This window comes from Campylobacter sp. RM5004 (assembly GCF_022369455.1).
Lineage (GTDB): Bacteria > Campylobacterota > Campylobacteria > Campylobacterales > Campylobacteraceae > Campylobacter_E.
Genome location: NZ_CP059599.1, coordinates 1,324,587 through 1,338,756, shown reverse-complemented (window position 1 = coordinate 1,338,756; position 14,170 = coordinate 1,324,587). Strand labels below are relative to the sequence as shown.

Here is a 14,170-nt window from a genome sequence, read left to right as displayed (position 1 = left end):
AATTTATGCAAGAGAGCGAATTAGTATATTTGTTAGGCAAGATAAAATCTAATGATTTAGTGAGTTTAAAAGATAAGAATTTAGATAAAAAGATTTTATTAGCACTTAATCTAAAATCTCCAAAAATAGGGGTGATATTAGGAATATTTTTTGGTGTTTTTGGGGTTGATAGATTTTATAAAGGCGATATATTTTTAGGAATTATTAAGCTTATTTTGTCTTTTATCTCTCATGCTGCTTTATTTACTGCTTTTTTAAGTGCTTTGAGTGTTATTGTATATGCTGCACCAGATGCACCGCCTGCGCCACCTAATTTAGAGCAAGAAATAGATACAATCATTTTGTATTGTTTTGGTATATGGTTTTTGTTTATGATTTATATCGTTTGTGATTTATTTTTAGTCTATCGTGGGATTAAAAAGGATAATTTTCAAAAGATTTTGATGGTAATTTGATGTGGAATTTGAAATAGGATTTATTAATGAAAGAATATCAAGCTTTGTATTTAAAAACATATTTAAATACTAAACAAATACTAAGCTTAGAAGATAAAAATTTGAATAATAATGCTCTTTTTATGCTTAATCTAAAATCTCCTAAAATGGCATTAATTTTAGGGATATTTCTTGGAAGTTTTGGAGTTGATAGATTTTATAAAGGTAATATACTTTTAGGAATTATTAGATTGTTAGGTGGTGTAATTTCACATTTTTTGTTTATTGCATTTCAAGGACTTGCTATGCTTTTTGGGCGTGGCGTTGAGAGCAATGAAAATGCTGATTTGATAGTCTTATCTTGCCTTGCATTATGGGTACTTATTAATTTTTTTATTTATTTTGATGTATTTTTAGTTTATCGTGGTATAAAAAATGATAATTTTCAAAAGATTTTAAGTGTAATAAAGGATGAAAATTGAATATATTTTTAATATTAATAATAATTTTAGGCATTATTGGATTTATTACTGGTAAAGGTATTATTAGAACTATCTTTTCATTTTTTGCTATTGCAATTGGCACTATTATAACTGCTATTTTAGGGCTTATTGGAGCGATATTGCTACCATTTTTCTTCAAAGGAAATATTTTAAATAATCAATTTAGCCAAATGAAAGGCGGATATGCTGAATATTTAGTAGCTTTAATTGCAAAGATTGCAAAGCTAGATGGCGTAATATCTCCTAAAGAAGCTGAGTTTATAAAGCTAATCTTAGATAAAAATTCATATAATTTAGTTGAGCGTGAAAGATTAAAACAAGTTTTTAAAGACGCTAAAGAAAATCCAGAAAATTACAAACTTGTAGCACAAGAACTTAAAAATAATTTTACTCTTAATAAACACGAAAAGCTAAATATTATGCAAAGCTTACTTTTTTGTGCGAGTATTGATGGCTTTAGCGAAAGAAAGGTTTCAGCCTTAAAAGAGATTGCAGAAATTTTTGAAGTTTCAAATGAATTTGCACAATTTATTAATTTTGGTAACAATACGCGAAAAAATAAGCAAAGTATAAAAGATCCTTATAAGGTCTTAGAATTAAGTCCAAATGCAAGCTTAGTAGAAGTAAAAGCAGCATATAGAAGACTTGCGAAAAAATATCATCCTGATATACTAAATACAAAAAATCTTAGTGAAGATGAATTAAGAGCAGGTATAGAAAAGTTTCATGAAATAAATGAAGCTTATGAAATTTTAAAAGAAAAATTGAGTTAAGGAAGATAAGTGGTTATATTAATAACAGGAGTTGCAGGATATATTGGTTCAGCTACTGCAACTAGGTTTTTAGAAGCTGGTCATAAGGTTATTGGAATTGATAATTTAAGTGGAAAAAATAAAAAAGCTATTAAAAATATTAAAAAATATTATGAAATAGATTTTTATGAAGTTGATATTTCAAATGGCAATGCTTTAGAAGATGTTGTAAGTAGATTTAAAATAGATATGGTTTTTCATTTTGCAGCAAGCACTAATGAAAACTTTAGCAAAAAAGACAATCTAACATTTTATGAAAACAATATCATAAATCTTTTTAAAGTTTTAAAGGTTATGAAAAAGCATAAGATTAATAATTTAATCTATCCATCAAGTATATTTGCAAAAATAGGCTTAGAGAATACAAATGATGCTTATGTTAAAACAAAGATTTTAGCAGAAAATATGATTCGTGATTATGCGAATACTAATCCTGATTTTTCTTATGCAATTTTAAGATATTGCAATATCGCTGGATATTATTCTAAGATATTTTTAGGAGAATTCGAGCATTATTCAATAATTAAAAATGTTGCAAGGCTTGCTTGTGGAAAAGCTGAATTGGGTCGTGATTTTATTTATGATGAGAATTATCATTTCGTTCATATTGATGATGTTGTAAATATTAATCTAAAAATTGCTAATGAATTGCACGAAAAAAGACAAAATATATGCACCACTATTGCAAGTAAAGAAAGTATAAGCGTAAAAGAATTAGTAGCTTTAGTAGAAAAGCTAAGCAAAAAAGACATAAATATAACAATAGCTTTAAAAAATGAGCATAAGCATGAAGAAAAATTTTGCAATTATTTAGAGTATGAATTAGAGTATTCTATTGAAGATATTTGCAAAAATCAATTAGAGCACGAAGCTAGGTTTTAATGTTTAGATATTTATTACTAAAGTATGAAAAAGAAAATTTAATAAAATTTTTAAAAGAATTTGATTTAAGATATGAAGAAGATATAGAATATGCTTTAGTTTATGAAGAAAACGACGAGATAAAAGCTTGCGCTTGTATAAGTGGCAATATAGTAAAATGTATTGCCATTGATAAATCTTTGCAAGGCAATAATTTTAGTGCAACACTGCTTAGCCAAATTGCTGATAAATTAAGAGAGCTTAATATAAATGAATATTTTATATTTACAAAGCCATGTAATGCTAAGATATTTTCAAATTTAGGGCTTTATTTATTATGCAAAACTCCTGATATTGCTCTTTTTGAAAATACTAAGCTAAATTACGAAAAGTATAAATTTGATTTAGAAAAGCATTACAAAAAAGCTAATAAAATAGGTGCAATTGTAATGAATTTAAATCCTATGAGTAAGGGGCATTTGTATTTAATAAAAGAAGCTTTAAAGCAATGCGATATTTTACATATATTTATTTTAAGTGAAGATTTAAGTATGTTTAGCACTGATGCAAGAATACAGATTGCTAAAAACGAGCTAAAAGAATATAAAAATATAATAATTCACGAAAGCAAAAATTACATAATCTCAAAAGCTACATTTCCTACATATTTTTTAAAAGATAGTGCTGATATAAATGAAGTTTATTCAAGACTTGATATAACTTTATTTGCTACAAAAATAGCACCTATTTTAGGAATAAACATTAGATTTTTTGGAAGTGAGCCAAACGATAAAATTACAAATGATTATAATGAAAAAGCAAAAGAAATTTTAAAAGAATTTGAAATAGGATTTTGCGAAGTGCCAAGACTTGAAATTAATAATGAAGTAGTAAGTGCTAGTAGAATTAGGAAAATTATTTTAAATGATAAGGATTATTTAAATAATGAAGAGTTACAATTGCTCTGCACAAATTCAACTTATGAATATTTAAAAAATAATTTAATAACTAAAAATTAAGTTATCTTTGCAATAATAAAACAAAACTTAAAAAATTTAATTAATTAGGAGATTTGATGATTACAACCGTTGCTAGTGCAGGTTCGCTTGAATCAGGCGATGTTTTAATTAGTATAAGTCCAGCAAATGTTGGAAGAAAGATTGAGCTAAATTCAAGTGTTTATAAACAATTTGGCGAAGATATTTTAAAAAGTGTTAATGAAATCTTAGATGAATACGAAGTAAAAAACGCAACAATTAAGATTGAAGATAAAGGAGCGCTTGATTTAGTAATCCGTGCAAGGCTTAAAACTGCAATTTTTAGAGCTAGTTTAAAAGATTATAATTGGGAGAATGAATTATGCTAAATAAAGATAGATTAAGAAGAAGTATGATGTTCTTACCAGGCAATGCACCTGCTAAGCTAATTGATGCACATATTTATGGAAGTGATTCAATTATGATTGACTTAGAAGATGCTGTAAGTATTTCAGCAAAAGACGCTGCTAGAATGCTAACTTATGAAACTCTAAAAAAGATTAACTATGGCACAACAGAAGTAGTAGTTAGAATAAATGCTCTTAATTCTCCTTATGGAAGAGATGATGTAATTGCTATGGTTAGTGCAGGGGTTGATGTTATTAGACTTCCAAAAACCGATAATGCAAACGAAGTAAAAGAAGTAGATGAATTAATAAGCGAAATTGAATATAAATTAAATCGTCCTAAAAAAACACTAATCCTAGCAGCAATTGAGAGTGCTAGTGGGGTAATTAATGCTTGCGAGATTGCAAAGGCAAGTGATAGATTAATGGGGATTGCTTTAGGTGCTGAAGATTATGTAACAAATCTAAAAACAACTAGAAGCAAACACGCAATGGAGCTTTATTATGCAAGAGAGCAAATCGTTCATGCTGCAAGAAGTAATGATTTGTATTGCTTTGATACCGTTTTTTCAGATATTAAAGATAAGGCTGCTTTTGCTGAAGAAGTGCAATTTATTAAAGATTTAGGATTTGATGGAAAGTCAGTAATTCATCCTAGTCAAATTAAAATCGTTCATGATATTTATGCTCCAAAAGAAAAAGAAATAATAAACGCAATAAAAGTTGTAAATGCAGCTAAAGAAGCTGAAAAGAACAATATTGGAGTAATTTCAGTAGATGGAAAAATGGTTGATAGACCAATAATTATAAGAGCTTTAAGAGTAATTGAACTAGCAAAAGCTAGCGGGCTTTATAAGGAGGAGTTTTAATGTTTAAATTAAACGCAGTAAATAGAAAAATCCCAAATAAAATAGAAAATTATAAAGATGTAGTTGTATATAGTGGAGAGTTAAAACAACCTAAAGAGCGTAAAATCGGTGCAGCAATTAGAGTTGGTAAAAAACAAGATAAAATCACACAAGATTTAAAAGATGCGATAATTAAATCAGGGCTTAAAGATGGTATGACAATAAGCTTTCATCATCACTTTAGAAGTGGAGATTATATAGTAAATCTAGTTTTAGATGAGATTGCTAAGCTTGGTATTAAAAATATTTGTGTAGCTGCAAGTTCGCTTTCAACTTGCCATAAGCCTTTAATAGAGCATATTAAAAATGGCGTTGTTACAAGCTTGCAAACAAGTGGCTTAAGAGATCCATTAGGCTCGTTTATTTCTCAAGGTGGTTTAAAAACTCCTGTAATTATTCGCTCACATGGAGGCCGTGCAAGAGCTATTGAAGATGGTTCGCTTAAAATTGATGTAGCATTCATAGGAGCTCCAAGTTGCGATAAATTCGGCAATATCAATGGCTACACAGGAAAATCAGCTTGTGGAAGTTTAGGTTATGCTAAAGTTGATGCTATGTATGCAAATAAAGTTGTTGCAATTACTGATAATTTGGTTGATGGAATAAATCTTCCTGCAAGTATTGATCAAACTATGGTTGATTATGTTTGCGAGATTGAAAGTATCGGAGATCCAAAAGGAATAGTTTCAGGTGCAATTCGCTTTAATGATAATCCAAGAGATATTTTAATTGCTCAAAATGCTTTAAAATGTATTTTAGCTTCAGGTTTATTTAAAAATGGCTTTAGCTTTCAAACAGGAGCTGCAGGTGCTAGCTTAGCTGTTACAAAACTTTTAAAAGATGAGATGATTAAGCATAATGTAAAGGCAAGCTTAGGCTTAGGTGGAATTACAGGGGCTTTAGTTGATTTGCATGAAAGTGGTTTAATGGACGCACTTTTTGATACTCAAAGCTTTGATTTAGATGCAGTAAGCTCACTTGCAAAAAATCCTAAGCATTATGAGATTTCAGCTTCATTTTATGCAAACCCAAATTTAGTAACACCAGCAGTAAATCAGCTTGATTTTGTAATGTTAGGAGCTTTAGAAATTGATACAAGCTTTAATGTAAATGTTATTACAACTTCAACAGGAGTGATAAATCAAGCAATAGGCGGACATCAAGATACAGCCGAAGGTGCAAAAATTTCAATGATATTAGCTCCTTTAATTCGTGCTAGAATTCCTATCATTGTAGATAGCGTTAGCACGGTTTGTACCCCAGGAGCAAATGTTGATGTGGTTTGTACGGATTATGGAATTGCTGTAAATCCAAAAAGAACTGATTTGATAGAAAACTTCACAAAAGCTGGTATTAAGCTATATACCATAGAAGAATTAAAAGAAATGGCAGAAAATATAACAGGCAAACCTGCTAGCATAAAATTTGGCGATGAAATCGTAGGCGTTGTAGAATATCGTGATGGCAGCGTTTTAGATGTAATTTATAAATCTTTATAATTTTAAAATCCTATTTCAAATTCCTTTGGTAATTTTTAGAATTTGAAATAGGAATAAACAATCAAATTAAAAATCTTAATGTTGAAAAATGTGTGATTTATTAGGGTTTTTGATTTTTATTAAAGCAAATCACATAAATTATTCTAATCAATTCGTGCAAGATTTTAAAGCTTAAGATAAAAGAATTTGAATTAGGAATTAGCTTTTAAATTGTTCTAAGCACTTGTAAGATAATTTTTAAAATTAAAAATAATGCAAGTGAAGATTTAGTTTGGTTTTATAAGGTTAAACATTGTTTTAAATTCTTATTTCAAATTCTTTTGCTTATAACTTCAAATACTTTTATATTTTTTTCTTTTATAACTTTTGTTTGAATTATTTAGGATTTAGGATTTTTGTTCCGAACTTATAATAATTATCAATAGCTTTTGTTTAAAATTTCAAAGAATTTGAAATAGGAATTTAAAAATAATATTTAGACTTTATAAAACTAAAAATATTGATTTGCTTTATATAAATTCAAATTAAAATCAAATCTCACTCATTTTTGTTTTAAGCAGATTGTTTAAAAAAGAATTATAAAACTAAAATCAAGATTTTAATTCGTGCAGGGTCTAAAAGATTTTAAAATCCTAATTCAAATTCCACTAAAATTTGAAAGAATTTGAATTAGGAATTAAGATTTAAAATAAAGCTTCATCCATTTCATCAGGTTTTTTAATATCAAGTATTTTTAGCACACTTGCAGCAATATTTGCTAAGCTACCATCGTTTAATTTCACATTTTTATGGTAATTATAAAACCAACAGCCAACATCATAAGTAGTGTGATTTGTTAGAATATTTCCATGAGTATCCATCATATCTTCGCAGTTTCCATGATCAGAGGTTAAAATCATTGCATAATCTTTTTCTTTGCAAGTTTTTATAATCTTACCTAAACACTCATCCACACACTCAACTGCTTTAATACAAGCTTCATAATTTCCTGTATGACCTACCATATCGCCATTTGCAAAATTTACAACTATGAAATGAAACTCTTCATTCATTGCTTTTAATACTTCATCACAAACTTTATAAGCACTCATTTGTGGTAATTCATCATAGCTTTTAACCTTTGGGCTTGGGATTAGTGAGCGTTTTTCGTTTTTAAATTCTTTCTCAACTCCGCCATTAAAGAAAAAGCTAACATGAGCGTATTTTTCAGTTTCTGCTGTGTGAAATTGTATAAGATTATTTTGGCTAATTACTTCTGCAAGAGTATTTTTTATATCAATTTTTGGAAAAATAACACTAAGCTCAAGTTTTTCATCGTATTCACACATACATAAAACTTGTTCTTTACTTAGGCGATTTTTAAGCTCACTTGCAATCTGTCTTGCTCTATCGCTTCTAAAATTTATAATAATTACTCCATCATCTTTATTAATCCCACTAAAGCCTAAATTCTTTGGTTTTATAAACTCATCATAGATTTTATTCTCATAAGAATTATTAATTAAATCTTCTAAATTGCTTTCATTTGCGCTTGAAAATAGCATATTTATATATTCATTTGTTCTATCAAGATTATTATCTCTATCCATTGCATAAAATCTACCTGAAATACTGCTTGGTTTTATAAAACTTGGATTGTTTTTATAAAAATCTTTAAAAGAGCTTGGCAAAACATCTCTTCCATCGCTTATTAAGTGCATATAAACATTATTTTTAACACTTGCAATTTTTGCTATTTCATTAAAATGAATATGGCTTGAATGAACTCCGCCATCACTATACAAGCCTATTATGTGAATGTTTTTAAATTTACTTAAAAAGTCTTTTAAGGTTTTGTTATTTTCTAAGCTTTTATCTTTTATAGCATTATCAATTCTTACAAGATTTTGATAAATTACTCTACCACTTCCTATACTCATGTGACCAACTTCGCTATTTCCCATAACCCCGTTAGGAAGTCCTACTGCATTGCCACTAGTTTTTAATCTACAAAACTGAGCGTTAATATTTAAATAATCATAATTTGGTTTTTTTGCATGATGAAATGAATTGTATTCTAATCTATCGTTTAAGCCTATTCCATCGGTTATTACTAATATACATTTTTGCATTTTTTCTCCTTTAAGTATAATTTAAGAGTTGATACTAAGTGGTTAAACTTTATTAAGTTAGATTAGCTAAAATAACTCAAAAATTTATGTTATTATAGGATGAAAAGATGAAAAATTATTACGAAATATTAGGCGTTAAAAAAGACGCTAGCACAGATGCAATCAAAAAAGCTTATAGAAGTCTTGCAAGAAAATATCATCCTGATGTTAATAAAGATAAGGGTGCGGAAGAAAAATTTAAAGAAATCACAGAAGCTTATGAAGTCTTAAGCGATGAGAAGAAAAGAAAAGCCTATGATAATCCTTCTTTTGGTGGATTTAATGGTTTTAACGGATTTAGCTCAGGTGGTTTTGATGGGGTTGATTTAGGAGATATATTTTCTCAATTTGGCTTTGGCGGTAGAAGTAGCGGCGGATTTAATTCAAGTTCGTTTAATAAACCTATGCAAATTGAATTAGAAATAAGCTTTCTTGAAGCTATTTTAGGAACTACAAAAAGCGTTAATGTAAGAGGAATGAGCTTTGATATTGAGATTAAATCAGGCATTATAAATAATCAAGAAGTCTCAGTTAGTAAAAACGGAGTTAGTCTAAAAGCAAAAATAAAAATAACAAATAGCAATGAATACGAAAGAGATGGAGATGATTTAACAAAAGATTTAGAAGTGCCTTTAAAAATAGCTTTATTTGGTGGAAAAGTGCCATTTGACACTCCAAAGGAGCAAGGTAGAAAAATAACAATCGCAGCAAATACAAAAAATGGTGCTTTATTAAAAGCTAAAGGTTTGGGTATAAATAACGAATACACAAAGGCTAAGGGTGATTTATATTTAAGGGTTAAGGTTATTTTACCTGATATTAACACTCTTGATGAAAAATTAGTAAAAGCTTTAAAAGAATATTTATAAAGGAGTTTGAATGCATTATGATGAGCCGGTTTTTTTAATCTCAGTTGTATCAAAACAATTAAACATTCATCCACAAACTCTAAGACAATACGAAAGAGAAGGTTTGATTGAGCCAAATAGAACCTGTGGTAAGGTTAGAATGTATTCTCAAAGAGATGTGGATAGAATTAAATTAATTTTAAGATTTACAAGGGATTTAGGGGTAAATTTAGCAGGGGTTAGCATTATTTTAGAACTTAAAAATCAAATAGCAGATTATGAAGAAATGCTTAATAATTTAAAAGAAAAACCTAAAAAGAATGCTTTAATAAAACAAAATCAAAAATATGATGTAATCTTTTATGATGATAAAGGCAGTAGTTAATGCAGGCTTTTTTAGAAATATTTTTAATAACAAGTGCTATTGCAATCATTTTAAATGTAGTGCTTAAAAAATTTAGCATACCTACAATAATAGGTTATATTGCAACAGGTTTTATTATTGAAGAAGTATTTTTTGTAACTGCATCAGAACAGCTAAGCCATATTGCAGAATTTGGAATAGTGTTTTTGATGTTTACAATAGGGCTTGAGTTTTCCATAAAGCATCTTCTTACTATGAAAACTGATGTTTTTGTAAATGGTGCTTTACAAATGGGAATTTGTGGGATAGTATTTGCTGTTATCTTACATCATGCCTTTGGGATTAAAGATGATATTGCTTTAATTATAGGTTTTACTATTTCGCTCTCATCAACTGCAATTGTTTTAAAAATCTTAAATGAAAATCAAGACATAAACCAACGCTATGGAAGAAAAGCTTTAGGAATATTATTATTTCAAGATATTGCAGTAATTCCACTACTACTAATGATAGATATATTTAATCAAGACGGAGTTGCTATTAGCACACTTGTTATAAAGACTTTAATATCAGCTTTTATTGTTTTGTTATTATTATTTTTAATAGGAAAATATATTTATAGCAAGGTGCTTTATTTTGTATTAAAGACTAATTCTCAAGAGATTTTTATAGCTACGATTTTATTTACCGTTGTAGGTGCTTCTTTTTTAGCTTCGTTTTTTGGCTTTTCGTATTCGCTTGGAGCGTTTATTGCTGGAATGATGATAGCTGAAACTGAGTTTAAACACCAAATTGAAGCTGACTTAATACCTTTTAGAGACCTTTTATTAGGATTTTTCTTTATTACGGTTGGACTTCAAATAAATATAGATGTAATTATAAAATACTGGTATGTAATCATAGCTCTTACAATAGGAATTATGCTTATTAAGACTTTATGTATATTTTTATTATTAAGCATTAAAAGCACTAAAAGTGATGCCTTAAAAACTGCTTTAAGTGTTAGTCAAATAGGAGAATTTGCATTAGCTATATTTACTTTATTAGTTGCTAATAAAATGCTTGATTCAAATACAGCTCAAATGCTAACACTTGCAGTAATTTTAAGTATGATTTTATCTCCATTTATCTTAAAAAATATCAAAACTCTAGCAAGTATTACAAATGATGAAATAATCACAGTTGCTCCTAAAATAGAAGCAATGAGCGGACATTTTGTAATTTTTGGATATGGATCTTTAGGTCAAGAAGTTGTATTAAGACTTAAAAATCAAGGCATTCCTTATATTGTTTTAGAAAATGATATGAGCTTGGTTGAATTAGGTCAAAGTAGAGCAGAGAATGTTTATTATGCAAGTGCAGAACAAACAGCAAGCTTTGATAATGCAAGTATTAAAACAAGTGCTGCAGTAATTGTAACTATTTCAAACGAACAAGTTTTAGAAGTAGTAAGTAAAAAAATACTAGATTATGACCCAAATGCTAATGTAATCATTAGAATTAATAAAGATGAGTATAAGATATTTGAAGATTTAGGTGAAAATATCAAAATGGTAAAAGAAGAAAAAGTAATAGCAAGAACGCTTTTACAAGAAGCGTTAGTTTGCAGAATAAAACAACAATCTTAAAGGAAAAATATGAAAATAGCTACTAGAAAATCATTACTTGCTTTATGGCAAAGTGAATATGTAAAAGAAGAATTATTAAAAATTGAGCCAAATCTTAATATAGAATTATTAGAACTTAGCACTAAAGGAGATGTGATTTTGGATACTCCTTTGGCAAAAATAGGTGGCAAAAATCTATTTATAAAAGAATTAGAAAACGCTATGTATGATGGACTTGCTCAAATTAGCGTTCATTCTTTAAAAGATGTAGGAGCAAGTTTAGCTTATGATTTTAAGCTTGCAAGTATATGTAAAAGAGAAGTGGTAAATGATGTTGTAGTTTTTCGTGGAAATGAAAAATCATTAAGCGAGTTAAAACAAGGTGCAAAAATAGGCACAACAAGTCTTCGCCGCCAAATGCAACTAAGACTTATTAGAGATGATTTTTCTATACATTCATTAAGGGGAAACCTACAAACAAGACTTAAAAAGCTAAAAGATGGCGAATTTGATGCGATAGTTTTAGCTTATGCAGGACTTAAAAGGCTAAATCTTTTAGATGATTTAAATTATGAAATTTTAGATACTAAAATAATGATACCTTCAGCAGGGCAAGGTGCAGTTGCGATTGAAAGTATTAATGATGAAAAGGTTCTTAATTTGGTTTCAAAACTAAATTGTGAAACGACAGCTTTACTTTGCAAGATTGAAAGAGATTTTACAGCTACTTTAAATGGGGGTTGTGGTGCTCCTATTGGAATTAATGCTTCTATGATAAATGATGATTTAATATGCGTAAATGCAATTGTAGGCTTAATTGATGCTAGTAAAATCATCAAAATGCAAAGAAAAATAAGCAAAAAAGAAGCAAGTGATTTTGGGGTTGTTTTAGCAAAAGAGTTTATAAAATACGGAGCACTTGATTTATTAAAAGAAAATGAAGAATTATTAAAAGAAATGCTATGAAAAATTATATAGAAAAATTAAAAAAAGAAAATTTATTAAAGGTTATAAATACTCCTTTAGATGTTGATTTAGAAATAGCTCATTTAGCTTATTTAGAAGCTAAAAAGAGCGATTCAAAGGTATTATTATTTACTAATCCTAAAAAGGGCAACACAACTTATGATATGCCTATTATTATGAATGTTTTTGCTAATAAAAAAGCACTTAATTTAGTATTAGGCAAAAGTCCTGATGAAGTAGCAGCAGAAATTGAAAGCTTATTAAAGCTACATATTCCGCCAACATTTGGCGCTAAATTAAATCTAGCTAATAAATTATTTTCATTAAAAAATATAGCTCCAAAAAGAGAAATTAACAAAAACGCACCTTGCAAACAAAAAACCTATTTCCTAAATCAAATTCCTATCATTAAAACTTGGGAAAAAGATGCAGGTGCATTCATTACAATGGGTCAAGTTTATACACAAAGCCTTGATGGAAAACAAAATAATTTAGGAATGTATCGTTTGCAAGTATTAGATGATAATCATTTAATTATGCATTTTCAACTTCATAAAGATGCAAATAATTACTTTTATGAATATAAAACAGCAAATAAAAAAATGCCAGTAGCTATTGCAATAGGAGATGACCCACTTCATATATTTTGTGCTCAAGCACCACTTCCTAAAGGCATATTTGAATTAATGCTTTATGGATTTATAAAAAAACAAGGTGCAAAATTAGTAAAATGTGATACAAATGATTTATATGTTCCAAGCAATAGTGATTTTGTAATTGAAGGCGAAATTGATGTAAATCATTTTGCTATTGAAGGGCCTTTTGGCGATCATACAGGATTTTATACTCCACAAGGAAATTTCCCTGTTATGAAGATTACAAAAATTACGGGTAAAAATGAGCCTATTTATAATGCAACGGTTGTTGGCAAACCTCCACTTGAAGATAAATGGATGGGGTATGGGACTGAGAGAATTTTCTTGCCATTACTTAAGACAACTTGCCCTGATTTGATTGATTATTCTATGCCTGAAAATGGAGTTTTTCATAATTTGATTTTAGCAAAGCTTAAAAATAATTATGAAGGCATTGCAATGGCAAATATGCACGCATTTTGGGGAGTAGGGCAAATGGCTTTTGTAAAAAATGCTATTTTTGTTGATGAAAATGCACCTAGCTTAAATGATTATCCTAAAATTACTGAATATATTTTAGATAATTTTGCTCCTAGCAAATTACTTTTAAGTTATGGATTATGTGATGAGCTTGATCATTCAAGCACAAAATTAGGAATGGGTGGAAAATTAGGGCTTGATGCTACAACTAAACCCGCTTATAAAGCACATACATTTAAAAAAGAAAATGAATTACACCTAAAAGAAAGCTTTAAACCAAATCTTAAAGCTTTATTAGAAAACTTAAAAGATTTTGGCTTGTATGAATATAATATTTTCTATCCTGAGGCAAAGACACAAATTACTTGCATAAGTTTAGATAGAAAGCATAATTTAGATGAGATTTATAAAGCTTGTAAAGATAATTTAGGTGGAGTGGTTGTATTATTTGATAAAGGCGTTGATTTAACAAATGCTTATATGTTAGTTTGGAGAGCTTTTAATAATTATGATCCAAGTACAGATATTAAAATAGATGAAAATGGTATTTTAGTAGCAGCTTATGCAAAAGGCGAAATTGATGGCTATTTAAACGAGTGGCCTAGTACAACTGATTGCACTAAATCAGTAATAAATGGGCTTATTGAATTAAATTTATTAGAAAATGATGAAAATTTTTTCAAAAGGTATGAAGTTTTTTAAAAATTAGCCGATTTAGA

Annotated in this window: 14 protein-coding genes; 13 read left to right on the top strand and 1 reads right to left on the bottom strand. The window is 28.5% G+C overall.

From position 1 onward, the window contains the following. Positions 1 to 5: 5 nt before the first annotated feature. From AVANS_RS06610 to citF, 8 genes are read left to right on the top strand one after another with little or no spacing between them, the layout of a single operon-like run. Entirely contained in the window at positions 6 to 455 is a 450-nt protein-coding gene (locus AVANS_RS06610; protein ID WP_239817103.1) for a TM2 domain-containing protein, read from the top strand. Between the two features lie 26 nt (positions 456 to 481). Then, on the top strand, positions 482 to 916 hold the full coding sequence (locus AVANS_RS06605; protein ID WP_239817102.1) for a TM2 domain-containing protein: 435 nt from the start codon (positions 482 to 484) through the stop codon (positions 914 to 916). Next, the gene (locus AVANS_RS06600; protein WP_239817101.1) at positions 913 to 1,710 is read left to right on the top strand and encodes a DnaJ domain-containing protein; all 798 of its coding nucleotides are present in this window, start codon (positions 913 to 915) and stop codon (positions 1,708 to 1,710) included. Before AVANS_RS06605 ends, AVANS_RS06600 begins: the two co-directional genes overlap by 4 nt. A 9-nt stretch (positions 1,711 to 1,719) precedes the next feature. Next, complete coding sequence (locus tag AVANS_RS06595; RefSeq protein ID WP_239817100.1) at positions 1,720 to 2,631, top strand: SDR family NAD(P)-dependent oxidoreductase; 912 nt, start codon at positions 1,720 to 1,722, stop codon at positions 2,629 to 2,631. After that, positions 2,631 to 3,629, top strand: coding sequence for a [citrate (pro-3S)-lyase] ligase (gene citC, locus AVANS_RS06590; protein ID WP_239817099.1), 999 nt, complete (start codon positions 2,631 to 2,633; stop codon positions 3,627 to 3,629). The genes AVANS_RS06595 and citC overlap by 1 nt, the downstream gene beginning before the upstream one ends. Before the next feature lie 56 nt (positions 3,630 to 3,685). Next, positions 3,686 to 3,976 (top strand): citrate lyase acyl carrier protein, encoded by a 291-nt coding sequence (gene citD, locus AVANS_RS06585; protein ID WP_239817098.1) that lies wholly within the window; start codon positions 3,686 to 3,688, stop codon positions 3,974 to 3,976. Further along, positions 3,970 to 4,863, top strand: a complete 894-nt coding sequence (locus AVANS_RS06580; RefSeq protein WP_239817097.1) for an aldolase/citrate lyase family protein — start codon at positions 3,970 to 3,972, stop codon at positions 4,861 to 4,863. The genes citD and AVANS_RS06580 overlap by 7 nt, the downstream gene beginning before the upstream one ends. Further along, the gene (citF, locus tag AVANS_RS06575) at positions 4,863 to 6,401 is read left to right on the top strand and encodes a citrate lyase subunit alpha (RefSeq protein WP_239817096.1); all 1,539 of its coding nucleotides are present in this window, start codon (positions 4,863 to 4,865) and stop codon (positions 6,399 to 6,401) included. The genes AVANS_RS06580 and citF overlap by 1 nt, the downstream gene beginning before the upstream one ends. Positions 6,402 to 7,084: 683 nt before the next feature. Here citF and gpmI read toward each other — a convergent pair. Then, positions 7,085 to 8,512, bottom strand: coding sequence for a 2,3-bisphosphoglycerate-independent phosphoglycerate mutase (gpmI, locus tag AVANS_RS06570; protein ID WP_239817095.1), 1,428 nt, complete (start codon positions 8,510 to 8,512; stop codon positions 7,085 to 7,087). A gap of 107 nt (positions 8,513 to 8,619) precedes the next feature. Between gpmI and AVANS_RS06565 the strand changes: the two genes are divergently transcribed. The 5 genes from AVANS_RS06565 to AVANS_RS06545 are packed head-to-tail and all read left to right on the top strand — an operon-like array spanning position 8,620 to position 14,153. Continuing rightward, complete coding sequence (locus AVANS_RS06565) at positions 8,620 to 9,420, top strand: DnaJ domain-containing protein (RefSeq protein ID WP_239817094.1); 801 nt, start codon at positions 8,620 to 8,622, stop codon at positions 9,418 to 9,420. A 10-nt stretch (positions 9,421 to 9,430) separates the two neighbouring features. Further along, the gene (locus tag AVANS_RS06560; protein WP_239817093.1) at positions 9,431 to 9,784 is read left to right on the top strand and encodes a helix-turn-helix transcriptional regulator; all 354 of its coding nucleotides are present in this window, start codon (positions 9,431 to 9,433) and stop codon (positions 9,782 to 9,784) included. Next, positions 9,784 to 11,391, top strand: a complete 1,608-nt coding sequence (locus AVANS_RS06555) for a cation:proton antiporter (protein WP_239817092.1) — start codon at positions 9,784 to 9,786, stop codon at positions 11,389 to 11,391. The genes AVANS_RS06560 and AVANS_RS06555 overlap by 1 nt, the downstream gene beginning before the upstream one ends. A 9-nt stretch (positions 11,392 to 11,400) precedes the next feature. Continuing rightward, positions 11,401 to 12,336, top strand: a complete 936-nt coding sequence (gene hemC / locus AVANS_RS06550) for a hydroxymethylbilane synthase (protein ID WP_239817091.1) — start codon at positions 11,401 to 11,403, stop codon at positions 12,334 to 12,336. Continuing rightward, positions 12,333 to 14,153, top strand: a complete 1,821-nt coding sequence (locus AVANS_RS06545; protein ID WP_239817090.1) for a menaquinone biosynthesis decarboxylase — start codon at positions 12,333 to 12,335, stop codon at positions 14,151 to 14,153. The genes hemC and AVANS_RS06545 overlap by 4 nt, the downstream gene beginning before the upstream one ends. Positions 14,154 to 14,170: the final 17 nt, after the last annotated feature.